This window comes from Acinetobacter sp. YH12098, assembly GCF_013419235.1.
GTDB classification, from domain to species: domain Bacteria; phylum Pseudomonadota; class Gammaproteobacteria; order Pseudomonadales; family Moraxellaceae; genus Acinetobacter; species Acinetobacter amyesii.
Window position 1 is genome coordinate 52362 of record NZ_VPAO01000017.1, and the last position, 21638, is coordinate 73999.

The 21638-nt window shown below is 41.6% G+C and carries 19 protein-coding genes and 6 tRNA genes; 17 read left to right on the forward strand and 8 right to left on the reverse strand.

The features are described 5' to 3' along the window. Positions 1 to 8: 8 nt before the first annotated feature. Both FTU38_RS07260 and FTU38_RS07265 read left to right on the forward strand, forming a co-directional pair. Complete coding sequence (locus FTU38_RS07260) at positions 9 to 533, forward strand: DUF1543 domain-containing protein (protein WP_111885384.1); 525 nt, start codon at positions 9 to 11, stop codon at positions 531 to 533. Between the two features lie 139 nt (positions 534 to 672). Continuing rightward, entirely contained in the window at positions 673 to 1665 is a 993-nt protein-coding gene (locus tag FTU38_RS07265) for a DUF2804 domain-containing protein (protein WP_180040652.1), read from the forward strand. 51 nt (positions 1666 to 1716) lie between these two features. On the opposite strand, the gene FTU38_RS07270 is transcribed toward FTU38_RS07265, so the two are convergent. Next, complete coding sequence (locus FTU38_RS07270; protein ID WP_180009066.1) at positions 1717 to 2592, reverse strand: metal-dependent hydrolase; 876 nt, start codon at positions 2590 to 2592, stop codon at positions 1717 to 1719. A 145-nt stretch (positions 2593 to 2737) separates the two neighbouring features. On the opposite strand from FTU38_RS07270, the gene FTU38_RS07275 reads away from it, so the two are divergent. Then, positions 2738 to 3766: an AraC family transcriptional regulator gene (locus FTU38_RS07275; protein WP_180110882.1), complete on the forward strand. Its 1029-nt coding sequence runs from the start codon at positions 2738 to 2740 to the stop codon at positions 3764 to 3766. An 84-nt stretch (positions 3767 to 3850) separates the two neighbouring features. On the opposite strand, the gene FTU38_RS07280 is transcribed toward FTU38_RS07275, so the two are convergent. Next, entirely contained in the window at positions 3851 to 5185 is a 1335-nt protein-coding gene (locus tag FTU38_RS07280) for a Na+/H+ antiporter NhaC family protein (protein ID WP_180110883.1), read from the reverse strand. A gap of 363 nt (positions 5186 to 5548) precedes the next feature. Between FTU38_RS07280 and trpA the strand changes: the two genes are divergently transcribed. From trpA to FTU38_RS07300, 4 genes are read left to right on the forward strand one after another with little or no spacing between them, the layout of a single operon-like run. Then, positions 5549 to 6352 carry a tryptophan synthase subunit alpha gene (gene trpA / locus FTU38_RS07285; RefSeq protein ID WP_180035843.1) on the forward strand — a complete coding sequence of 268 codons (804 nt, stop codon included), beginning with the start codon at positions 5549 to 5551 and terminating at the stop codon, positions 6350 to 6352. Continuing rightward, entirely contained in the window at positions 6349 to 7245 is an 897-nt protein-coding gene (gene accD, locus FTU38_RS07290; RefSeq protein WP_111885388.1) for an acetyl-CoA carboxylase, carboxyltransferase subunit beta, read from the forward strand. Before trpA ends, accD begins: the two co-directional genes overlap by 4 nt. Then, positions 7242 to 8525, forward strand: a complete 1284-nt coding sequence (gene folC, locus FTU38_RS07295; protein WP_180027139.1) for a bifunctional tetrahydrofolate synthase/dihydrofolate synthase — start codon at positions 7242 to 7244, stop codon at positions 8523 to 8525. The genes accD and folC overlap by 4 nt, the downstream gene beginning before the upstream one ends. Then, on the forward strand, positions 8516 to 9535 hold the full coding sequence (locus FTU38_RS07300; RefSeq protein ID WP_373683938.1) for an SPOR domain-containing protein: 1020 nt from the start codon (positions 8516 to 8518) through the stop codon (positions 9533 to 9535). Before folC ends, FTU38_RS07300 begins: the two co-directional genes overlap by 10 nt. A gap of 20 nt (positions 9536 to 9555) precedes the next feature. Here FTU38_RS07300 and FTU38_RS07305 read toward each other — a convergent pair whose 3' ends face one another. From FTU38_RS07305 to FTU38_RS07315, 3 genes are all read right to left on the reverse strand, one after another. Beyond that, a complete protein-coding gene (locus FTU38_RS07305; RefSeq protein WP_180110884.1) occupies positions 9556 to 10155 on the reverse strand; it encodes a dual specificity protein phosphatase family protein in 600 nt (199 codons plus the stop codon). After that, positions 10145 to 10972 carry an MBL fold metallo-hydrolase gene (locus FTU38_RS07310; protein WP_180027137.1) on the reverse strand — a complete coding sequence of 276 codons (828 nt, stop codon included), beginning with the start codon at positions 10970 to 10972 and terminating at the stop codon, positions 10145 to 10147. The genes FTU38_RS07305 and FTU38_RS07310 overlap by 11 nt, the downstream gene beginning before the upstream one ends. Positions 10973 to 11275: 303 nt before the next feature. After that, a complete protein-coding gene (locus FTU38_RS07315) occupies positions 11276 to 11911 on the reverse strand; it encodes a peroxiredoxin (RefSeq protein ID WP_078194127.1) in 636 nt (211 codons plus the stop codon). A gap of 337 nt (positions 11912 to 12248) precedes the next feature. Between FTU38_RS07315 and secA the strand changes: the two genes are divergently transcribed. The 10 genes from secA to FTU38_RS07365 all read left to right on the forward strand — a co-directional run bounded on the left by secA (position 12249) and on the right by FTU38_RS07365 (position 18903). Then, a complete protein-coding gene (gene secA / locus FTU38_RS07320; RefSeq protein WP_180110885.1) occupies positions 12249 to 14972 on the forward strand; it encodes a preprotein translocase subunit SecA in 2724 nt (907 codons plus the stop codon). 144 nt (positions 14973 to 15116) lie between these two features. Next, the gene (locus tag FTU38_RS07325; RefSeq protein ID WP_180055834.1) at positions 15117 to 15473 is read left to right on the forward strand and encodes a hypothetical protein; all 357 of its coding nucleotides are present in this window, start codon (positions 15117 to 15119) and stop codon (positions 15471 to 15473) included. A 160-nt stretch (positions 15474 to 15633) separates the two neighbouring features. Then, positions 15634 to 16854 (forward strand): bifunctional glutamate N-acetyltransferase/amino-acid acetyltransferase ArgJ, encoded by a 1221-nt coding sequence (gene argJ, locus FTU38_RS07330; RefSeq protein WP_180011740.1) that lies wholly within the window; start codon positions 15634 to 15636, stop codon positions 16852 to 16854. A gap of 153 nt (positions 16855 to 17007) precedes the next feature. Continuing rightward, complete coding sequence (nadA, locus tag FTU38_RS07335; protein WP_180110886.1) at positions 17008 to 18075, forward strand: quinolinate synthase NadA; 1068 nt, start codon at positions 17008 to 17010, stop codon at positions 18073 to 18075. 154 nt (positions 18076 to 18229) lie between these two features. Next, positions 18230 to 18306 (forward strand) — tRNA-Pro (locus FTU38_RS07340). 45 nt (positions 18307 to 18351) lie between these two features. Continuing rightward, a tRNA-Arg gene (locus tag FTU38_RS07345) sits at positions 18352 to 18428 on the forward strand. A 44-nt stretch (positions 18429 to 18472) separates the two neighbouring features. Continuing rightward, positions 18473 to 18548, forward strand: a tRNA-His gene (locus FTU38_RS07350). A 3-nt stretch (positions 18549 to 18551) separates the two neighbouring features. Further along, positions 18552 to 18628 (forward strand) — tRNA-Pro (locus tag FTU38_RS07355). A 105-nt stretch (positions 18629 to 18733) separates the two neighbouring features. Next, a tRNA-His gene (locus FTU38_RS07360) sits at positions 18734 to 18809 on the forward strand. 17 nt (positions 18810 to 18826) lie between these two features. Next, positions 18827 to 18903 (forward strand) — tRNA-Pro (locus tag FTU38_RS07365). 114 nt (positions 18904 to 19017) lie between these two features. Here FTU38_RS07365 and FTU38_RS07370 read toward each other — a convergent pair. From FTU38_RS07370 to FTU38_RS07380, 3 genes are read right to left on the reverse strand one after another with little or no spacing between them, the layout of a single operon-like run. Continuing rightward, on the reverse strand, positions 19018 to 19497 hold the full coding sequence (locus tag FTU38_RS07370; protein WP_180005407.1) for an OmpA family protein: 480 nt from the start codon (positions 19495 to 19497) through the stop codon (positions 19018 to 19020). A gap of 8 nt (positions 19498 to 19505) precedes the next feature. Beyond that, positions 19506 to 20723, reverse strand: coding sequence for a diguanylate cyclase domain-containing protein (locus tag FTU38_RS07375; RefSeq protein ID WP_180110887.1), 1218 nt, complete (start codon positions 20721 to 20723; stop codon positions 19506 to 19508). Then, complete coding sequence (locus FTU38_RS07380; RefSeq protein ID WP_180012517.1) at positions 20720 to 21220, reverse strand: YfiR family protein; 501 nt, start codon at positions 21218 to 21220, stop codon at positions 20720 to 20722. The genes FTU38_RS07375 and FTU38_RS07380 overlap by 4 nt, the downstream gene beginning before the upstream one ends. Between the last annotated feature and the right edge of the window lie 418 nt (positions 21221 to 21638).

Consider the following 21638-nt stretch of genomic DNA (forward strand, 5'->3'; position numbering starts at 1 on the left):
GGAAGATTGTGTCTAGTTTATTTATGGTGATGCTCGGCGGACGCCATTCAAGAGCAAATATCGAAGTGCATGATGTCATTCTTGCAGTGGGTAACGCATTAGAAGAGGTTTATCCACAACTGAGAACGGCATGGTTTGGTGAGCAAAAAGGCTTACATATTGATGCTTGGGCACAGGTACATACAGTCAGCACTGAAAATCGGCATTATCGTATCCAATTTTGTGATGCCGCGCCCCGAGCTGAAGATGAAAAATTATGGCTGATTAATCTCGGGGGATATGATGCCCGCGAATTTGGTGAATTACATCGTTATGTTTTGGTGACAGGACAAAATGCCGTTGTTGCAAAACAACGAGGCAAGGCTTTTTTTGAGTCACATTGGCAAAAACAGCATACCGACCGAACCCTAGATGTTGATGATTGTATTGCGATTGATCATGTGTATGGGCGCTATATCGAATTGGTTGAAACGCCGCATAGCCAGCAAAATTCATGGAAAAATGATTACATCTTAATAAATGAACATTTGTGATGATTAAGAGCTGAAATGTCAGCTTTTATATTTTTTTGTGATATTCGCCTGAAATCAGATGGATTGTCTTTTCAGGAGTTAAATAATAGGCATAATAACATTCAGGATTTAGACCTTAAACCTCAATGGAATGGCGTATATGGATTTAATACGGCCGAATGGACAGCCGCATTATGGGCGTTTTAGTGAACTTCCCAATCGAATCGATTTAAGTAAGTATGAATATAAGACACCGTATGGAAAACGACTTGAAGGTTGGCGTAAGCGTTTAAAATATAAAAAATTTAAATTTTGTTGTATTCAGCATGAACATTATACGATTGGTCTAGCAATCGCCGATATCGCGTGGGCGGGGCACGGTTTTGTCTATGTGTATGACCATATCACGAATGAAGTATTGGAATGGAATTCGATTAATTTCCTGTCACGCAATACCGTTTTAGATGAACAACCTTTATTTAATCAGAGTCATTTTATTAAGTCAGGGATTCAACTGGACATTCAGCATGCCAATGGTGTGCGATACATTCAAATGTCGAAACATGGCGAACTCAAACTGAGCGCTCGAGTGTTTTGTGCGGGGACTGATCCGCTGAGTATGTGTAGCCCCACAGGGATTAATGGTTGGACCTATACTCAAAAATTGACGACGTTAGGCTGTGAAGGTTTCTTTATCAATAAGCAAGGCAAGACCATTCAATTCCATGACCGGACATTGGTGTCTTTAGATGATACCTGTGGTTTTCTTCGTCCTGAAACCGCATGGTTTTGGCTGTCGTGTAACTTTTGGGATAGTCAAAATCGACGCGTTGGGATCAATCTTGCCTCTGGTGTAAATGAAAGCTTTGGCAATGAAAATTGCCTGTGGGTCAATGGACATTTGTATGCCATGTCTGATGTGCTGTTTCAGCAACAAGGCGATAATCAATGGAATATTAGCTCATTAGACAACAGCTTAAATTTGATCGTCACCACAGGTTGGCGGCGCTATGAAAACCTGAATTTAAGATTGGTCGGTAGTCAGTTCAGTCAATGGCAGGCAAAAATTAGCGGTACAATTCAACGTGATGGCGAAGAAATTGTATTCTTAAATGAATATGGTTTACTTGAGCAGCACTATGCCAAATGGTGAGTCTAAGCCTATAAAAAAGCCGCAATCGATGCGGCTTTTTTTATTCAGTGTTTATTTTGCAGCTTGCCAAAACACTTCCGCAGCTTGAATTGGATCATTGGTTTCTTCATAAGTTTTTAACCAGAGATCATAATTTTGCACAATGGGATGCTGACTCGGATGGAAGTCTTTTTTAAACCAATCTCGATATGGCTTGCTCATACGGGTGAGGGTGCCATTTTTACCAAAGAACCACGGTAAGCCTTTCATATTTAATTTTAAACGTTCAGTGAAGCTGAACCCGTCATGTTTCAGCATCACATTAGCACGGTATAAGGTAAAGCCAAGCATCAATCCACTGGTCCAGACCAAAGTAAATTTCTTTAGATTTTCATCGACCTTAGCCACATCTTTCATCACATCAAAAGCCACATCGCGATGTTCCATTTCTTCTATCGCATGCCAAATAAATAATGCACGGACATAAGGATGCGCAGATTCTAGTACGGACTTTTGGCTACAAAAGGTTTCAGCCATCAGCGCAGTCAAGTGCTCGGCGGAAGCCGTCATGGCAATATTGTATTCGGCAGAGCGCTGGCTCAATTCAAACTTAAAAATTTTATTTAAGCGTTTAATGAAAGCATCAACAGGCATGCCTTGTTGTTTCATTAACATGTTCATTTTGTCATGCGCCATACCGTGCTGTGCTTCTTGACGAATAAAGTCAGCGACACGTTGCTGTAAATCAGGGTCTTGAATTTGACTGCGGAACAGACGTACAGATTCAATGAAATAGCGCTCGCCATCAGGAAAGGTCAGGCTCAAGGCATCAAACATACGTGTTAAAAAGGGGTCTCCGCCAAACCAATAGCGCGGGATTTCTTCTAACTTAAAATTCAGCTTTGTGCGAACAATGGGTTCGACTTGATATTTGACGATAGCATTCATGATATTTTTTCTGTGCGAGTCGTATTGATTGCAGTATGTCGGAGAAATTGCACTTTGTTTTGACAGATATTGCCAATTTTTATACATTTTACGCCATGATGAAAATATAAAATGTCAGAATTGGCAGGTCAGAAAGAGGGGCGAGATGGCTGAAATTCAGATCCCAAATGGTTACTTCCAATTGTGGAATATGGTCTTACTTGAGCGTGAATTAAACTATACACAGCTCGAATGGATTGCGCCGTATGCTGCGCAAATTCAGCATGTGCTGTCTTTGCCGATCGACTCTCAATCGCCGAATTCTTTTTTTAACAGCATCATGCAACTGACTCAGCAGCATCTGGATTGCCCGCAATTGGTTTTTGAAATGGCCAAGTATATTCGTGCAGAGCATTTTGGGGTGTTAGGCTATATGGCGACACTGAGTAATAGTGTTGCAGATGCTTTGCAATATGTGATGCGCTTTAGTCGTTTGGTGATTGATGGGGCGCAAATTGTGCCGATGAATATGAGCCATCAAGATCATCAAATTATACTGTCTTGGCCTCAGCATGATGAAGAGTATGCTTTGGTGAATGAATTAACGATGGCCTGTATGGCACATTTGGCCAAGCAAATTTTTCCAGATTCTTTAAAGTTACTCTGTATTCATTTTGCCCATGCACCGCGGATGGCTCGTTATCACTATGAAAAGTTTTATGGCTGCCAAATGGAATTTTCGACACTTAAATATTCATTTGTGATTCATGCAGACAGTTTGGATTTAAAATCAGAACTTGCTGATCCGTCACTGATGCAATTGTTATTACGTCAGGCCGAAGAGGCGATCGCCGCTCGTCCGCAACATGCAGATCCAATTCTACAGATGCAACAATGCATCGCTGATCATCTCAAACGAAAACAGCAAGCCCCTAAAATAGAGTGGTTAGCAGAGGAGTTGCATCTGTCAGTCAGAACCTTGCAACGACAGTTAAAGGAGAAAGACACCTCCTTTAAACGGCTTTTGGAGCTTGAACGGATGAAACGCTGTGAATATCTACTTTCACAACAAACCCATTTGACGGATATCGCGTTGCAGTTAGGATATTCAGATCAGTCTGCTTTGGCACGTGCTTTTAAGGCATATAGCGGAGAGACATTATTAGCGCGAAAAAAAGCCTTGAGATTAGAATAAAATTTGCAGATTGCTTGTTAAGAAAAGCCTTTCAAACAACATTAAAAAAAGCGGTCAAACGACCGCTTTTCTTTAAAGCCAAACTTATGCCGCAGCTTTTAATTTTGGATACCGAAGTAAAATGGCAAGGATGGCAAAGATTGCCAAGACCCAACAGTAATACACACTACCAATCAGTTCCACAGGCGAAAGTTTTGCGATCGAACAAGCCAGTAACAGCTGTGCACCATAAGGAATGAGACCTTGGACTACGCAAGAGAAAATATCCAAGAGCGCAGCAGCACGTTTAGGGTCTACACCATATTCTTTGGCGACTTCACGTGCCATGTCACCAGATAAAATAATTGCGACAGTGTTATTTGCTACAAATAGGTTGGAGAAAATCACCAAGAAACTGATACCAATTTCACCTGCGCGTTCAGCACCAACTTTAAAGCAGCGTGTCATGCTGTAAATACGTTGAATCAGCCATTCTAAACCGCCTTCTTTTTGCATAATGGCAGAAATACCACCCAAGAAAATAGAAAGCAGGGCAACTTCAAACATGCCGGTAAAGCCGTCATAAATAGAATTATTTAAGCTTAAAAAATTAAATTCAGGTTGAATCACCAAACCAATCAAACCAGACAGTAAGACACCAATAGTCAGCACAGCAAGCACGTGCAAACGTGAAAAGGCCAAAATAAATACGGCTAAATACGGCAGGATTAGCCACGCATTATAAGCTTTGTGTTCAATCGCTTGTGAGCCTTGACTCATGAATAAATAAATACAAATACTGACAATCGATGCAGGAACAGCAATCCAGACATTGACCTTAAATTTATCGCGAAGCTGAACTTTTTGACTGTTCGTTGCAGCAATAGTGGTATCTGAAATCATCGACAGATTATCACCAAACATAGCACCACCGACCACAGCACCAATGGCATACACCGCTTCAATTTCGGTGACTTGAGTAAAACCAAAGGCAATTGGTGCACAGGCTGCAATAGTGCCCATGGAGGTTCCCATCGCTGTGGCAATAAAGGCCGCAATAATAAACAGCATGGGCAGCACGAACTCAGGCGCAATCACCGATAGTCCCAACTGCACTGTTGCATCGACACTACCGATGGCACTGCTGACACTGGCAAAAGCACCAGCGAGCATAAAGACCATGAACATTAAGATCAAATTCGGGTGACTGGCACCTTTCATAAATGTATCAATCGCGTCATTGATCTTGCCGCGATAGAGCAAAATTGCCAATACAATCGCAGGAAGAGCAGCGACTGGGGCTTTCACTTGATAGAACGCAAACTCAGTTCCAATGATGGAATGGTAAATACCACTGCCCAAAAAAATGGTCAGAAAAACAATAAGCGGAAGCAGTGCAAATGCCCGAGCAGGCACTTTCACTTGTGAATCGGAGGACATAGGAGATAAAAAAATAAAAGTATGCGGCTAGTATAAAGCAGGTTTTGCAATTTAAGGAAAATTAAAATGTAAATGCTAAGCCTGTTATTTTTAACATTTTTTTGATGATAAAATTAAGTTAATCTAAAACCTTATAATTTTGCCAGATCCTAAAATTAGGCATCTTTGATCATTGTGAAAAAAACTGAAATATCGGTAAATGATGCTTTCGGGTTGTTCTGGAAAATTATGTTTGCATGAGAAATGCCGACTGAGGATTGTATGCCCTGTTCAATGGGTAAAAAATAGCGTTACAATGCGATGTCTTGCATTTCGACAAAACCCACATCATAGTTTTGATTCATTCAAGGAAAGTATAACCCTATGTCACGTTTAGCCACTCGATTTGGAACGCTTAAATCTCAACAGCGTAAGGCCTTGGTTTCTTATGTTATGGCTGGTGACCCTCATCCACAAGTAACGGTACCTTTGTTACATCAAATGGTTGAGGCAGGTGTAGATGTGATCGAATTGGGTCTTCCATTTTCAGACCCAATGGCGGATGGTCCTGTTATTGCACTTGCTGCTGAGCGTGCGCTTGCTGCAGGAACCAATACTCTAGATGCCTTGAACATGGTGAAAGAGTTCCGTAAAAACGATTCAGAAACACCCGTGGTACTGATGGGCTATTTAAACCCTGTTGAAGTAATCGGCTATGAAAAGTTTGTTGCCTATGCACATGAATGCGGTGTAGATGGCGTGCTCTTGGTGGACCTTCCACCAGAAGAAGCAAAAGATCTAGATGTAGTATTGAAAAAATATGACATGGATCAAATCTTCTTACTTGCGCCAACATCCACTGATGAACGTATTCAGCATGTAGTAAAACAAGCCAGTGGATTTATCTACTATGTTTCTTTGAAAGGTGTGACAGGTGCAGCGACATTAGACGTTGCTGAAGCTGCGGCACGTATTCAAAAAATCAAATCGTATACTCAGGTACCTGTCGGCGTTGGCTTTGGTATTAGTGATGCAGCATCGGCGAAAGCCATGGGTGTTGCTGCAGATGCGGTGATTGTAGGTAGTGCTTTTGTTAAACAATTTGCAAACTTAGCGCCAGAACAAGCTGTAATCGAAACAGTGAATAAAGTGAAGGAGCTTCGAGCTGCGCTCGATGAGTTAGTATGAGTCAAGACGCAAAAACAGGCAAAATTCTGAGCGCATCTACGCCATGGACAGAGCGTGCGGTACCAGGTATTCATGTACCTGATGAACAGCAAGCATTAAAGGCGACATTTACTGAGCCGACGATTGAATGTCCTGAGTGTCATGCACTTGTGACTCGTACTGCGATGTCATTTAATGCCTACGTTTGTCCGCAGTGTGATGAACACTTGCGAATGAAAGCGCGTGATCGCTTGAACTGGTTCTTTGACCAAGTACAAAAAGAATTGGGTCAAGAATTTAAAGCCAAAGATCCACTTAAATTTGTAGATAGCAAAGCGTATCCAGACCGTATGTCTGAAGCGCAGAAAAAAACCGGTGAAACAGAAGCTTTAGTGGTAATGCAAGGAACGCTGAAAGGCATTCCAATGATTGCGACTGCTTTCGAATTTGATTTCATGGGCGGTTCAATGGGCACTGTAGTTGGTGACCGTTTTGTTCAAGCGGCTGAACTTGCGATTAAATCCAAACAACCACTTATTTGCTTCGCTGCCTCTGGTGGTGCGCGTATGCAAGAAGGCATGTTGTCACTCATGCAAATGGCGCGTACTTCTGCTGCCATCCAAAAAATGAAAGATGCAGGCTTGCCTTATCTAGTGGTGCTGACACATCCAGTCTATGGTGGTGTGACTGCATCATTGGCAATGCTCGGTGATGTTCACTTGGCTGAACCGAAAGCCATGATTGGTTTTGCTGGTAAGCGTGTAATTGAGCAAACTGTACGTGAAAAATTGGAAGAACCGTTCCAACGTGCAGAATACTTGCTTGATCATGGTGTAGTCGATCAAATTGTCCACCGTCATGCATTACGTGATACAGTTTATCGTATTGTAGCGAAATTGATGAACTTGCCTTGAACACAGCACCACTTGCAACTGATTCTTTAAACACATGGCTCGATTATTGGAGCCATGTTCATGTTACGGGTATTGATTTAGGACTGGAGCGGGTAATTCCTGTTGCGGAACGACTAGGTGTAACCCAGCCTGATGCGAAAGTGCTGACGGTCGCGGGAACAAACGGTAAAGGTTCAACCACGACCACTTTGGCTGCGATTTTAAATGCCCAAGGTTATAACGTGGGGCTATACCAATCACCGCATATCTATCGATTCAATGAACGTGTAAAGCTTCAAGGTGTTGAAGTAGCCGACCAAACCCTGATTGATGCTTTTGTAGCTGTTGATCAGGCGCGTCGTGAATGTGAATTAAGTTTATCTTTTTTTGAAGCGACCACTTTGGCCGCTTTTGTTATTTTTAAACAACAACATTGTGATGTATGGGTACTTGAAGTAGGCCTAGGTGGTCGACTTGATGTAGTCAATGTTGTCGATCCAGATGTTGCAGTGATTACCAATATTGGTTTAGACCATACCGATTGGTTGGGCGACACCATTGAAAAAATTGCTTTTGAGAAAGCAGGAATTATTCGTCCGAATATTCCCGTAATTTTTGGTGGGCAGCAAGTTTTGCCTGAAGCTATTCGTCAAAAAGCAGAAGATTGCCAAGCCGCTTTACATGTACTCAATCGTGATTATTTTTATCAGTACAGTGATGATGGACAATCTTGGATGTTTGCCTCATCAGGTTCAACCTTAAAACTACCCGTGGGTTCTTTGGCACTCGAAAATATCTCTACGGCTGTAGCAGCAATATTAGCTAGTGGTTTGGTGGTCTCTCAGCAGTCGATCGCTCAAGGGATTATCAATGCCAAGTTACAAGGCCGTTTTGAAGTTAGAGAAATTGCAGGTAAAACGGTGATTTTCGATGCGGGACATAACCCGCATGGTGTTGAATTTTTGTTAAAGCAATTGCGAAATTTTCTCCAGTACAATAAACAATACACAGAAGTGATCAGCGTTTTCTCCATGCTGACTGATAAAGACATAAATTCTGTCGTTAACTTATTGAAAGATACGGTAAGAATGTGGAAAATTGCACAATTAAATGTGCCACGTGCGGCATCTATCACACAATTGGATAGCGCACTGCAGCATCAAGTCGTAGAACATTATGACAATGTGCAATTAGCTTTTAAGTCCGCGCTGGAAGAAACAAAGAATAATCAGCTGATTCTGGTATGTGGTTCATTTCATACCTTAGAAGCGGTATGGGAGTATCTGGAAGAATGTCAATGAATAACAAACAACGCTGGATGGGTGGTGTTGTTTTATTAGGTGGTGGTGTACTGCTGGCCGCACTTTTACTTAAAGGCAAAGAAGAAATACATCAAAATCAAAGCCAAACCCCTGAAATGGCTCAAGTTGAGCAACAAGGTCAGGGTGCGGGTAAAATGTCATCATTGACTGTTGATGTTGAAACTGAAAAGCGTTTGCTCGAAGAACAACGACGTACCCGTGAAAAATCGGTTGCGGAGCAAGAAGCACGTGCAGCAGAATTTTTAGCGATGCAACAACAAGCGGAAGCGGATGCAGCACGTAAAGCAGCAGAAGAATATGCAGCTTTAAACGCACATCGTTCAGCTCAACAAAGTTCGGATAATATTCCGCCCGAATTGGTTGAAGATGAAAAAGCCAAGCAAAAGCGTTTAGCTGAGGATAAGTTGGCGGCTCAAAAAAAGTTAGAGACTCAGTCGGCGCAGCAAAAGGCTGATCAGGCACGTATCGCAGCAGATAAACAAAAAGCCGAAGCAAAACGTAAAGCGGATGCTCAAAAAGAAGCTGAACGTAAAGCACATGCTGAAGCTGAGAAAAAAGCAGCAGATAAGAAAGCAGCCGAAGCGAAGCAACAGGCTGAAGAAAAGCGTAAAGCCGAAGAAAAACACAAGGCAGAAGAAAAGCGTAAAGCCGAAGAAAAACACAAGGCAGAAGAAAAGCGTAAAGCCGAAGCCAAGAAAAAAGCTGAAGCTGAAAAAGCACGTGATCTGTTGGAAAATGGCGATAAGCAATGGATGGTACAAGTTGCTCTAGCTGCCAATGAAGCCAATGCAGATGCCGTCGCTGCAAAATTACGTGCAAAAGGCTATAAAGTGACGAAGAGTCCTACATCTAAAGGCATTCGTATTATGGTTGGCCCTTCGAAGGACCGTGATGCTGCGGACGCAACACGTAAAAAGATCAATTCAGATGCAAGTTTGAATATGAAATCGGCTTGGGTGATTGATTGGGTACCTCTCGATAAACGCTAAGTTTATTTGAGAAATGACCTTTAATAAGATGGATTTAGTAGTTGTTGCTGAATCCATTTTATATTTTCAGGGCTGAATAAACGGTCAATATTTTTCCAAATAGGGTGGAAGCCATAGCCACCTTGTTTCATTTCACGTTTTGCTTCCTCAATGGACCAATGCTGAAAAATTATACGGTACATGGCCGCACTCGCGCCTGTACGGTCTGAGCCGTGGTAGCAATAGATTAATACTTTTTGCTGCTGTTGTTCAGCCACTTTTATGGTTTTCATCACCGCCAATAAATCTTCACGATCGATTTGCCACGTGTGTATCGGAATATGTACAAAATTAATCTTTTGCATATCAATAGCGTTGTCTAAGCGTTCTGGGTCATGGTGCCGTGAACGTAAATTTATGATCACATCGATGTGCTGTTCTCGTAGAACAGGGGCGAGATCTGTATCAGGTTGTTCACTGCGAAATACTGTTGGGCTGATTTGATAAAAATTATGCTGTTGATGAAAGACTTTTCCCCAATGCTGAGGACGTTCATTTAACGGTAATGGATTTGATGTCATGCAACCCGTGAAGCTGAAGCTAACACTAAGGAGGATCATTGGCAGGATTTTAGCGGTCATTGCTTGTGTTCTGATGGCGAGCGAGTTCGAATGGGTCATGTGCGCAGATGAGATCGATGTCCGGATGCTGTGCTAACTGCTGAATCTTATGAAGTGTGTGCAGTCGCTGTGTATTGTCGGTGGCAAATAAACGCTCAAGCTGATTTAAGGCCCGCGAATGAAAATTTGGATTTAATTGATGCTGTGAGTAATAAGCATCGCCGCAATATAACAACCAGCGCTGGTTATTTTTAATCGCAATACCGGCATGACCAGCGGTATGTCCCAAAAGTGGAAGCATTAAAATGTCATCTTGAAAAATAGATAGACCGGCAGTGTGTTCTAAGTTAAACCATGCTTGCGTCCCGATGCTTTCGATAAAATTCCAATAACGATGCAGTTGGAATTGCTGTGGTCGATAGCGCAGTCGTGATTTTAAGCTATGAAGGTTTTGAGTGGCATTATATTCACTGGCTAAGACATGCACAGTCGCCTGCGGAAAATCAGAGATCCCGCCAGCATGATCAAAATCTAAGTGTGACAACAAAATGTGTTGAACATCTTGAGCCTTAAAGCCTAATTTTTGAATTTGATGAATCGCACTCAGTTGCGGATTAAATTTGATCTGCGCTGTGCGTGAAATAAACCGACCTAAACGATTTTGTGGATGCAAATAATCTTGTAAGCCCAGTCCTGTATCGACTAAGACGAGCCCTTTATCGGTTTCAATGAGCAGGCAATGACAGACCAAATGTGCGCGAAAGCCTTTCTGTCCAAATAAAGGGGCACACGTTGGACAAAAACTACCACAATGTAAATGATGAATTTGATGAATCACGGTTTGTTGTTTTCAAGTTTTTCTTAGTTATAACGGAATTGTGATGTTTAACCAATCTAATCCCTGAGAGGAATTTGTAATCAAAAAAAGCTCATCCGGAGATGAGCAGGTTGGAGAATGCCAGAACGGGCTCGTAATTCGTTCTGAGGGGAAAACTATCAGTAACTATAAGTAACTATGGTTATGATTCTGAGTTGGGTCAGGTGCTGCACTTAAAAATAGTTAAATTTGTACCTTCGCTTTGGTCACTCACAGCAGAGCTTCTTATCTTGCGCTCGGACAGCGTAATACTCCGTTTTATCCTCACTTAGGTTGAGGTGTTAAACGAAGGTAAGGCGTAACTGCGTTATACCCTTGAGGAAAGCGTTGTTTGATTTCCTCTTCATCTTTTAATGACGGCACAATCACCACATCTTCACCTTGTTGCCAGTTGGCCGGTGTTGCAACTTTATGGTTGTCTGTCAGTTGCAAAGAGTCAATGACACGTAAAATTTCATGGAAGTTACGCCCTGTAGATGCAGGATAAGTAATGATTAAACGGACTTTTTTATTTGGATCGATGATCACCAAAGAGCGAACAGTTAATGTTTCGCTGGCATTGGGGTGAATGAAATCATAAAGGGTAGACACTTTACGGTCTTTGTCTGCAATGATCGGGAAGTTGACCGTGGTATTTTGAGTATTATTAATGTCGTTAATCCAACCATGATGCGACTCAACATCATCAACAGACAGGGCAATGGCCTTGACACCACGTTTGCTAAATTCATCTTTTAGTTTTGCGGTAAATCCAAGTTCTGTGGTGCAGACTGGGGTGTAATCGGCAGGATGCGAAAATAAAATGCCCCAACTGTCACCTAAAAAGTCATAAAAATGAATGCTGCCTTCGCTTGAGTCTTGAGTAAAGTCTGGTGCAGTATCACCTAAACGAATCGTCATGGAATATCCCCGTATTTATTGAATTTGTTTAACTTGAAAATAAATATGAAGGATTTTTTTTATGATTAAAAATAGTGTTTTTTCATTTCTTTATGAATATATTTCATATAAAACAGTTTTATTGGGGGATAAATGCGAAATATCTCACGACAGAGTCACTATGTTGTCTGCAGAAAATTTGTTACATTAGCTTGCCTTAAGTCTCCGGGGCTAGAACCCGAGCGCAGAATATTTAAGGGGATTTTTGTGCAAAACCCTTGTACTTCGAATTTCTAGCACCATAATAACGACTAAGAAAATATATTCATTTGACAAGCAAGATTTAGAGAGTCTATTCATGTTGGCAAGTCTGATCGGAGGAATCTTCGGTACCAAAAATGAGCGCGAACTCAAACGCATGCGTAAAATCGTAGAGAAGATTAATGCGCTCGAGCCGACGATATCTGTTCTAAGCGATGCAGACTTATCTGCAAAAACTGAAGAATTCAAAGAACGTTATAAAAAAGGCGACAGCCTTGATAAATTATTACCTGAAGCGTTTGCTGTTTGTCGTGAAGCTGCGAAGCGTGTCATGGGCATGCGTCATTATGACGTACAGCTGATTGGTGGTATTACCTTACATGAAGGTAAGATCGCAGAGATGCGTACCGGTGAAGGTAAGACCCTCATGGGAACGCTTGCTTGTTACCTCAATGCCATTAGTGCCGAAGGCGTTCACGTGATTACAGTGAACGATTATCTGGCGCAGCGTGATGCCGAGTTAAACCGTCCATTATTCGAATTTTTAGGTTTAAGCATTGGGATCATCTACTCAATGCAAGACCCGACTGAAAAAGCTCAAGCGTATCGTGCTGACATTACTTACGGTACCAACAACGAATTCGGTTTCGACTACTTGCGTGACAACATGGTGTTTTCTGCTGCTGAGAAAAAACAGCGCAGCTTAACCTATGCCATCATCGATGAGGTCGATTCGATCCTGATTGATGAAGCACGTACACCGTTGATCATTTCTGGTCAATCAGAAGACTCTTCTCAGTTGTATGCCGCAATTAACAGCATCCCACCAAAACTTCATGCACAAAAAGAAGAGAAGGTGCCAGATGGCGGTCACTTCTGGATTGATGAAAAACAGCGTTCTGTAGAAATGACCGAAGTCGGTTATGAAACCGTGGAAGCTGAATTGATTCAAATGGGCTTGCTTGCTGAAGGTGAAAGTCTATATTCATCTGCAAACTTAAACTTGGTACACCATGTTTCTGCGGCCATTCGTGCGCATTACCTATACCAACGCAACGTGCATTACATCATCAATGATGGTGAAGTGATTATTGTCGATGAAAACACCGGTCGTACCATGCCGGGTCGTCGTTGGTCTGAAGGTTTGCATCAAGCGGTAGAAGCCAAAGAAGGTTTGGAAATTCAACCTGAAAACCAAACTTTGGCAACCACCACATTCCAGAACTATTTCCGTCTTTATAAGAAATTATCAGGGATGACGGGTACTGCAGATACTGAAGCTGCAGAAATGAAAGAAATTTATGGCTTGGATGTTGTACTGATTCCAACCCATCGCCCGATGATTCGTAATGACCAAAATGATTTAATCTATTTAAACCGTGAAGGTAAATACAACGCCATCATTCAAGAAATTCAACGTGTTCATGAAGCAGGTGTTGCACCGATTCTGATTGGTACAGCAACCATTGAAGCCTCTGAAATTTTATCAGATAAGCTGAAAGAAGCTGGCATTCAACATGAAGTGCTCAATGCGAAACAACATGAGCGTGAAGCGGATATTATTGCGCAAGCGGGTTCACCGCGTGCAGTGACGATTGCTACCAACATGGCCGGTCGTGGTACCGATATTCTGTTGGGTGGTAACTGGAAAGCCTTACTGGCGAAGATTGAAGAGCCAACGGCAGCAGATGAAGCGCGTTTAAAAGCTGAGTGGGAACAAAATCATGACATGGTGTTGAACTCTGGTGGTTTACACATCATTGGTTCAGAACGTCATGAATCTCGTCGTATTGATAACCAGTTACGTGGTCGTGCGGGTCGTCAAGGTGACCCAGGTGTATCACGGTTCTACTTGTCGCTTGAAGATGACTTGATGCGTATCTTTGCTGGTGATCGCGTGGTTGCGATGATGCGTGCCATGGGTCTGAAAGAAGATGAAGCCATTGAGCATAAAATGGTGTCACGCTCGATTGAAAATGCACAACGTAAAGTTGAAGCACGTAACTTCGATATTCGTAAAAATCTATTGAAATACGATGACGTAAACAACGAGCAACGTAAGATTATTTACTCTCAACGTGATGAAATTCTTGAAGAAGCATCATTGCAAGATTACATCGAAACAATGATTAACGATGTGACTAAAGGCATGATCGAAGTATATATTCCACCTGAGTCTATTCACGATCAGTGGGATATTGAAGGTCTTGAAAAAGCACTTCGTGAAGATCTATCGATTGAATTGCCAATTTCGCAGTGGCTAGAGCAAGATCGTCGTTTGGATGAGGAAGCTTTGGTTGAACGTATTACTGATGAAGTTCTTCAGCACTACCGTTCACGTCGTACGCAAATGGGTGACGAAACGGCTGCAATGCTCGAACGTCACTTTATGTTGAATTCATTGGACCGCCATTGGAAAGAGCATTTGGCAGCAATGGATTACTTACGTCAGGGGATTCATTTACGTGGTTATGCGCAGAAAAATCCTGAGCAAGAATACAAAAAAGAAGCCTTTAATTTATTTGTAAACATGCTTGCTGTGATTAAGTCCGATGTCGTGACAGATTTATCTCGTATTCATGTGCCTACAGCCGAAGAACTTGCAGAAATGGAAGCTCAAAAACAGGCTCAAGCTGAATCAATGAATCTTCAATTGTCACACAATGACTTTGATAATTTGTTGGCTGAAGCCAATGGTAATGATGTTATCGATGCGCAATACACACCTGCAGAGCAAGTGATTGTTCCGCCAGAAAGTCGTAACTCGCCTTGCCCATGTGGTTCAGGTCTAAAATATAAACAATGTCACGGTAAAATCTAAACAGCATTGTTTAATTTCAAATAAATCAGAGCCTTCGCGCTCTGATTTTTTATTTACACTACTAATCTGACCTGAATAGTATTTGCAGTGCAGCGGATTAAATGTTATTTAGTTTCTATCAATAACCGTAAGACGGAAAAGACAATGAAAAAAGTACTAAAACCGTTCATGATTGCTGCTTTGGCTTTGCCAACTTTTACCTTTGCAAACGCTCCTCAGACGACTTCTGTAGAGAAAGTTCAACAAGCAGTTGGTCCAACAACAACTCAAGTACAGATTGGTACTGACGGTCAAGTGACTGTAGCAAGCCCGCGTACGGGTATTCGTTATACCTTTGCCAATCCAAATCGTCCAATCGTATTGCAAACTGCAAAAATTGCAGCAGCCAATGCGGCGAATGCTGACCGTATTGTGGCTGAAAACCCAGCCCTTTCTGCTGCGAGTCAACAAAAAGCGAAACAAGTGCTTCTTGATGAAGCAACTCAGCTTGCGCGTAACTAATTTACGACGAACATGGATAAAGACCAGTCGAAAGACTGGTTTTTTTATGTGCAAAAGAAATCCACAATAAAATTACAGCAAAACCGTGCTTCTGCTCGATTTTTTATAGATTTTGCACTAAGCTGTATTTTTTATAACTCATATAGTTGGACGTTGAAAAATGGCAGTTGGTGACGTATCTATGCCACAGATGCATGTGGTGAAAGGTGTAAAAATCGGTTCGGCTGAAGCGTATGTGCGCTATCAGAACCGACGTGACCTTGTCATTTTTGAATTTGCTGAAGGTTCTAATGTTGCAGGCGTATTTACTCAAAATGCATTTTGTGCCGCGCCTGTTCATATTTCGAAAGCACACTTATTAGCAGGTAATCCACGTTATTTGGTGATTAATACCGGAAATGCCAATGCCGGTACTGGCAAAATCGGCATGGCAAATGCTGAGGCGACGTGTGCGAAACTGGCAGAACTGGCAGGTGTTCAAAATACAGAAGTTCTTCCATTTTCAACAGGTGTAATTGGTGAGCAATTACCTATTGATCGTTTGGTTCAAGGCTTGCAACCCGCATTAGATAGTTTGCAGGAAGATGCATGGTTGGATGCGGCAACGGGCATTATGACCACAGATACAACACCTAAAGGTGCATCTGAACAGTTCGAACTAGATGGCGTTCTGTATACCATGACAGGTATTTCTAAAGGCGCAGGCATGATTCGTCCAAATATGGCGACCATGTTGAGCTATGTGGCAACTGATGCACCCATTAGCCGTGAGCTAGTGCAACAGCTTTTGAAAACCACAGTTAACCTGTCGTTTAACCGTATTACGGTGGATGGTGATACCTCAACGAATGACTCATGTATTTTGATTGCAACGGGCCAAGCTGGTGGCGTAGAAATTACTTCAGAATCAGATTCACGTTATGCTGCTGTTTTAGACGTGTTAACACGTGTAATGAAGCGTCTTGCACAGCTCATTGTCCGTGATGGTGAAGGTGCGACGAAGTTTATTACTGTGGCGGTAGAAGGCGGCGCAGATACTCAAGAATGTTGTGATATTGCCTATAGCATCGCACATTCACCGTTGGTTAAAACTGCAATCTTCGCATCAGATCCAAACTGGGGCCGTATTTTGGCAGCTATTGGTTATGCAGGTGTGCCAAACTTAGATGTTGAAAAAATTCAGGTCTGGTTAGGTGATATTCAAATCTGTAAAGACGGTGGTGCCGCAGCAGATTATACCGAAGCAGCAGGGGCTGCAGAGATGGAGAAATCTGAGATCACGATCCGTGTAGATTTAGGACGTGGCAGTGCTCGAGATACTGTGTATACCTGTGACCTGTCGTATGATTATGTCAAGATTAACGCAGATTACCGTTCATAAGATATTTGATGTTTTTGAAAAGCCTCCGTTGTGAGGCTTTTTTATAAGTGGAACTTTTTAATGACCGGTAAAAAATAGCCAAGTGCCATATTTATGGGTCAGTTGTGAAGCACCTGTGTAGTAGCAGGCATTAAGGGTAGAGAAGACGTTGTGATGAATAATGCAAACAACTTAATTGCAAATGAAGCAAAATCAATTGTACAAGCGCATTTGGATCGTTTGGGTGATGTTAAAGAGCATCACTTAACGGAAGCTGCAAAGCTTGAAAAGTTTGAATTAATTAAAGCGGAACTCAAAAAACGTAACGCTGTCCTTGTTGCACACTATTACTGTGATCCTGAAGTGCAGGAACTAGCAGAACTGACCGGTGGATGCGTTTCGGATTCACTTGAAATGGCACGTTTTGGTCGTGACCATCAAGCAACGACGTTGGTGGTTGCAGGGGTGAAATTCATGGGGGAGACCTCAAAGATTTTATCTCCTGAAAAAACCGTACTGATGCCTACTCTGGAGGCAACATGCTCACTTGATTTGGGCTGTCCGGTCGATGAATTTACCAAATTTTGCGATGAACATCCGGATCATACGGTTGTGGTATATGCCAATACCTCGGCGGCAGTGAAAGCACGTGCAGACTGGGTGGTAACCTCGAGCTGTGCTGTTGAAATTGTTGAGCATTTAGATAGTTTAGGTGAAAAAATTATTTGGGCACCCGATCAGCATCTCGGTCGCTATATTCAAAAGAAAACTGGTGCAGACATGTTGCTATGGGATGGGGCATGTATTGTCCATGAAGAGTTCCGTGCACGTGGGATTGCCAATATGAAAGCGCTGTATCCTGATGCAGCAGTTTTGGTACATCCAGAGTCACCAGAATCTGTGGTGGATATTGCAGATGCCGTCGGTAGCACCTCGCAATTGATCAAGGCTGCACAAACCTTGCCACACGAACGTTTAATCGTGGCAACAGATCGCGGTATTTTTTATAAAATGCAGCAAGCTGTGCCGAATAAAATTCTCATCGAAGCACCGACGGCAGGTGAGGGAGCGACTTGTCGTTCATGTGCGCATTGCCCTTGGATGGCGATGAATGAATTGGATGGCATTCTGGAAGTTTTACAAAAAGGCGATCAGGAAATTTTTGTAGATGCGGCATTGGCTGAGCGTGCTAAATTGCCTTTAGATCGGATGTTGAATTTCAGTGCCAGTTTAAAACGTTAATTTTTGCTTGAAAAATGATTAAAGTGCTTGATAAATAATCGCTTGAAATGATTTTTTATGTTTTTTTGAAGATAGGTGTTGACGTTAATCAACGTCACGCCTAGAATGCACACCGTACCGCACGATATGCGATACAGCGAAAGCTGAGATGAAACGGAGCATAGCACAGCCTGGTAGTGCACCTGGTTTGGGACCAGGGGGTCGTAGGTTCGAATCCTACTGCTCCGACCAATTTCTCAAGGCAAAAATCGCGTGATAGTCTATGTCATCGGTAATGCGCCTGTAGCTCAGTTGGATAGAGCATCCGCCTTCTAAGCGGATGGTCACAGGTTCGAATCCTGTCAGGCGCGCCATTTTAATGGTGTTCTGATAATAGAATCTGAAACTTGTTGTGATGGTGGATGTAGCTCAGTTGGTAGAGCCCCGGATTGTGATTCCGGTTGTCGTGGGTTCGAATCCCATCATTCACCCCAATTCGGAGCATAGCACAGCCTGGTAGTGCACCTGGTTTGGGACCAGGGGGTCGTAGGTTCGAATCCTACTGCTCCGACCATTTTCTCAAAGAAAACGGTCGATAAAAGATACCGCATACAGCGGTTTTTTTATGCCTGTAATTTAAAATGCGTTATATTGGTTATTCACAAGCAAGAACATGATGGTGGATGTAGCTCAGTTGGTAGAGCCCCGGATTGTGATTCCGGTTGTCGTGGGTTCGAATCCCATCATTCACCCCAACTTTTAAAGTTGAAAGCGGAGCATAGCACAGCCTGGTAGTGCACCTGGTTTGGGACCAGGGGGTCGTAGGTTCGAATCCTACTGCTCCGACCATTTATTTCAAAAACAATACTGTAAAAGATGCCGCATATAACGGTTTTTTTATGCCTAAAATTTATAAACACAATAAAAAAGCCACCATAAGGTGGCTTTTCTAAATTCCGCTATTTAGGGAATGATCGTGACATTTACGCGACGGTTGATGGCACGATTGGTTTCAGTGTCATTAGAGACCATCGGCTGTTCAGCACCACGGCCAATAATTTGAATATTTGAACTGTTATAACCTTGCTTTAAAAAGACGTTTGCGACGCTTTGCGCACGTTTTTCTGACAGTTGTTGGTTGTAATTGGCTTGTCCAACATTATCCGTATGACCAATAAACTTAATTTTGTTTAGGTCATATTTAATCAGTTGAGTGGCGAGGGTATTTAGTTTGCCTTCTTGGTGAGGTTGTATTTGATAATCATCAAAACCAAATAAAAGTCGTTCTGGTAGGGCAAGTGTCCAACCATCATTGGTCAAGACAAAACCTTCTTTTTTAAGCATACGTGCTTGTTTATAGCTTAAGTTACCTAAACTCATGCAGGCTGTCATAGTAGCCGTGAATGCAAGTATAAATAAAACTTTAAATGCGTTCTTTAACATAGCAAATCCTATGAGTTGGGGTGGTGTAGTGCAATGCACCAATGATTATTCGAAAGTTTAGCATCATACATCGCGCGTTCCGCATCTGCGATCAAATCTTCTGGCGATTTTGCATTTTGGATAAGTGCCACACCAATATTAGCTTGTAATGCAATATTATGTTGCTCATAAACAAATGTGGAACTATAGCAGTCATGTATTTTGTGACAAAAGACTTCGAGTTCCGTCAGGAAGTTTAAGCGATTGATAATAATTGCAAATTCATCACCACCGAGTCGCGCAACGAAAGCATCATCTGGCAGTGCTTGCTTTAAACAGTGTGATGAGGCGCGCAGTACAGCATCCCCAGCTAAGTGCCCATATTGGTCATTCACATGTTTAAAGTTTTCAATATCGACAAAGAACACAGCAGCGTTCGCTTGTAAGTCAAAAAGTTCAAATAGCTTTTCATAAAAATAATTACGATTTGGCAATTGGGTTAATGCATCATGACGTGCTAGATGAATAAGTTTGTCATTTTCTGAAATTAAGTTTTTATTCGACTGTTCGATTTCACTGAGTAAGCCATTAAAGGCGGTACTAAGCGCGTGTAATTCTTGAATATCAGAGTTTGAAACCCGCATTTTATAATCTTTCTTAATGCTAATGGTTTGGGCTGATTCAACAATAGAGCGAACAGATTGCATTAAGTATTGATAAACAGAATTCACCGACCAAAACACAGTAGCTAATAAAAGAATAAAACCTAAAAACAAGCCCAGCAAAATTTTATGGAAGAAACTAACTAAATCTGAAGAGTTTCCATATACGACCAGTTCGCCGTAACTTTTCTGATCATGATGAATATCTAAACGAATCGGTTGGCTAAAAAAGAAATAATCTAAAATCGCTTGGCTAGAGAATGTTGAAATTTCTTGTTGCTCAGCATGAGCAAGCGACGCATTTTGATGGTTGGTAATTTCAATCGATCGAATGGGATACAGTTGAGTGTATTCATTTAAAATTTGACGCATCGTTGTTTGGTCATTAAAGACCACAGCGGGTTGAACACGTTCGTTTATCGCATTTGATAAAATCGTTAAGCTGTTTTTTGCATAGGTATGCATAGTATAAGTGGAAATCACCAAAAAAATCGCAGAACAAATCGTAAAAGTTAAAGCAAAGATAGTGAGCTGCGAACGCGTAAATAATTGGTGTAATGTAATTGGATTATAGAGTTGTTTCATTCAGCTGACTCCGATGACTTCGCCAGTAATAAAACGCGTGGATCAATATGTATTTGTGACTGCGTTAAGCTTTCCATATTAACTTTAAACGAATAACTCTGATTTTTTTTATACAAACAAAATGCACTGCCAGACTCACACTCACTATTGTTACTACTTAGAGAGAGGGCGGGGAAATTAACATGGTTGTTTAAAATACTTTGTTCTTCTTTTGCTGATAGATTGGAAAAAAATAAAACTTGGCAATGACTGGATTTGATGTCATTCACATTGATGGCTGTAATTTTATAAGTGCTGTGGGTTGGTGCAAGTTTTTTAAAATCATTGACTAAACTTGAATTATTAATCACACAAAATTTGGGTGAAGTGGTTTCCCACTTGGCATAACTCAATATAGAGAAAGTGGTTGTGAAAATATTTGCTGTGGGAGCTGTATATAATATGGGTGAAATGGAGCACGCCATTATTAAATAGGCAGTTTTTTTAAAAACAACCATACGAAATCAAAAATTCTTAAATTAAATGGAATGAAAATTGGGTTTATATACGTTTTATTATATGAAATAGGGCGTATATAGCCCAATAATAATACAAAAGAATGTTTATGTGTTTAAAAAAACGACATGCGTAAAATAAATCATAAAAAAGGTGTTGCAACGGTCCTGAAATGCTGTAGAATGCACATCCATCGGCGGTGATGAAGATTAAAACTTCTGATAAAACAATGACTTGGTTGAATTGATTTAGTTGGGTTTTATTTGATAAGTTTAAAAATAATTTGAATTACTGGTTGACTCTTTAGAAATAAAGAGTAATATAGCCGACCTAGCTTGCTGGTGACGAACCAACAAGAAGATCATTAAGAGATTATGAAGAACAACTTGTGTGGATTTTTACTGATTGATTGATCGAAAT

Excerpts from the sequence above, each read along its gene's own strand:
- FTU38_RS07265 (WP_180040652.1), top strand. The coding sequence starts at position 673 with ATGGATTTAATACGGCCGAATGGACAGCCGCATTATGGGCGTTTTAGT.
- FTU38_RS07270 (WP_180009066.1), bottom strand. The coding sequence starts at position 2,592 with ATGAATGCTATCGTCAAATATCAAGTCGAACCCATTGTTCGCACAAAG.
- FTU38_RS07275 (WP_180110882.1), top strand. The coding sequence starts at position 2,738 with ATGGCTGAAATTCAGATCCCAAATGGTTACTTCCAATTGTGGAATATG.
- FTU38_RS07280 (WP_180110883.1), bottom strand. The coding sequence starts at position 5,185 with ATGTCCTCCGATTCACAAGTGAAAGTGCCTGCTCGGGCATTTGCACTG.
- trpA (WP_180035843.1), top strand. The coding sequence starts at position 5,549 with ATGTCACGTTTAGCCACTCGATTTGGAACGCTTAAATCTCAACAGCGT.
- accD (WP_111885388.1), top strand. The coding sequence starts at position 6,349 with ATGAGTCAAGACGCAAAAACAGGCAAAATTCTGAGCGCATCTACGCCA.
- FTU38_RS07300 (WP_373683938.1), top strand. The coding sequence starts at position 8,516 with ATGTCAATGAATAACAAACAACGCTGGATGGGTGGTGTTGTTTTATTA.
- FTU38_RS07305 (WP_180110884.1), bottom strand. The coding sequence starts at position 10,155 with ATGACCGCTAAAATCCTGCCAATGATCCTCCTTAGTGTTAGCTTCAGC.
- FTU38_RS07315 (WP_078194127.1), bottom strand. The coding sequence starts at position 11,911 with ATGACGATTCGTTTAGGTGATACTGCACCAGACTTTACTCAAGACTCA.
- secA (WP_180110885.1), top strand. The coding sequence starts at position 12,249 with ATGTTGGCAAGTCTGATCGGAGGAATCTTCGGTACCAAAAATGAGCGC.
- FTU38_RS07325 (WP_180055834.1), top strand. The coding sequence starts at position 15,117 with ATGAAAAAAGTACTAAAACCGTTCATGATTGCTGCTTTGGCTTTGCCA.
- argJ (WP_180011740.1), top strand. The coding sequence starts at position 15,634 with ATGGCAGTTGGTGACGTATCTATGCCACAGATGCATGTGGTGAAAGGT.
- nadA (WP_180110886.1), top strand. The coding sequence starts at position 17,008 with ATGAATAATGCAAACAACTTAATTGCAAATGAAGCAAAATCAATTGTA.
- FTU38_RS07370 (WP_180005407.1), bottom strand. The coding sequence starts at position 19,497 with ATGTTAAAGAACGCATTTAAAGTTTTATTTATACTTGCATTCACGGCT.
- FTU38_RS07375 (WP_180110887.1), bottom strand. The coding sequence starts at position 20,723 with ATGAAACAACTCTATAATCCAATTACATTACACCAATTATTTACGCGT.
- FTU38_RS07380 (WP_180012517.1), bottom strand. The coding sequence starts at position 21,220 with ATGGTTGTTTTTAAAAAAACTGCCTATTTAATAATGGCGTGCTCCATT.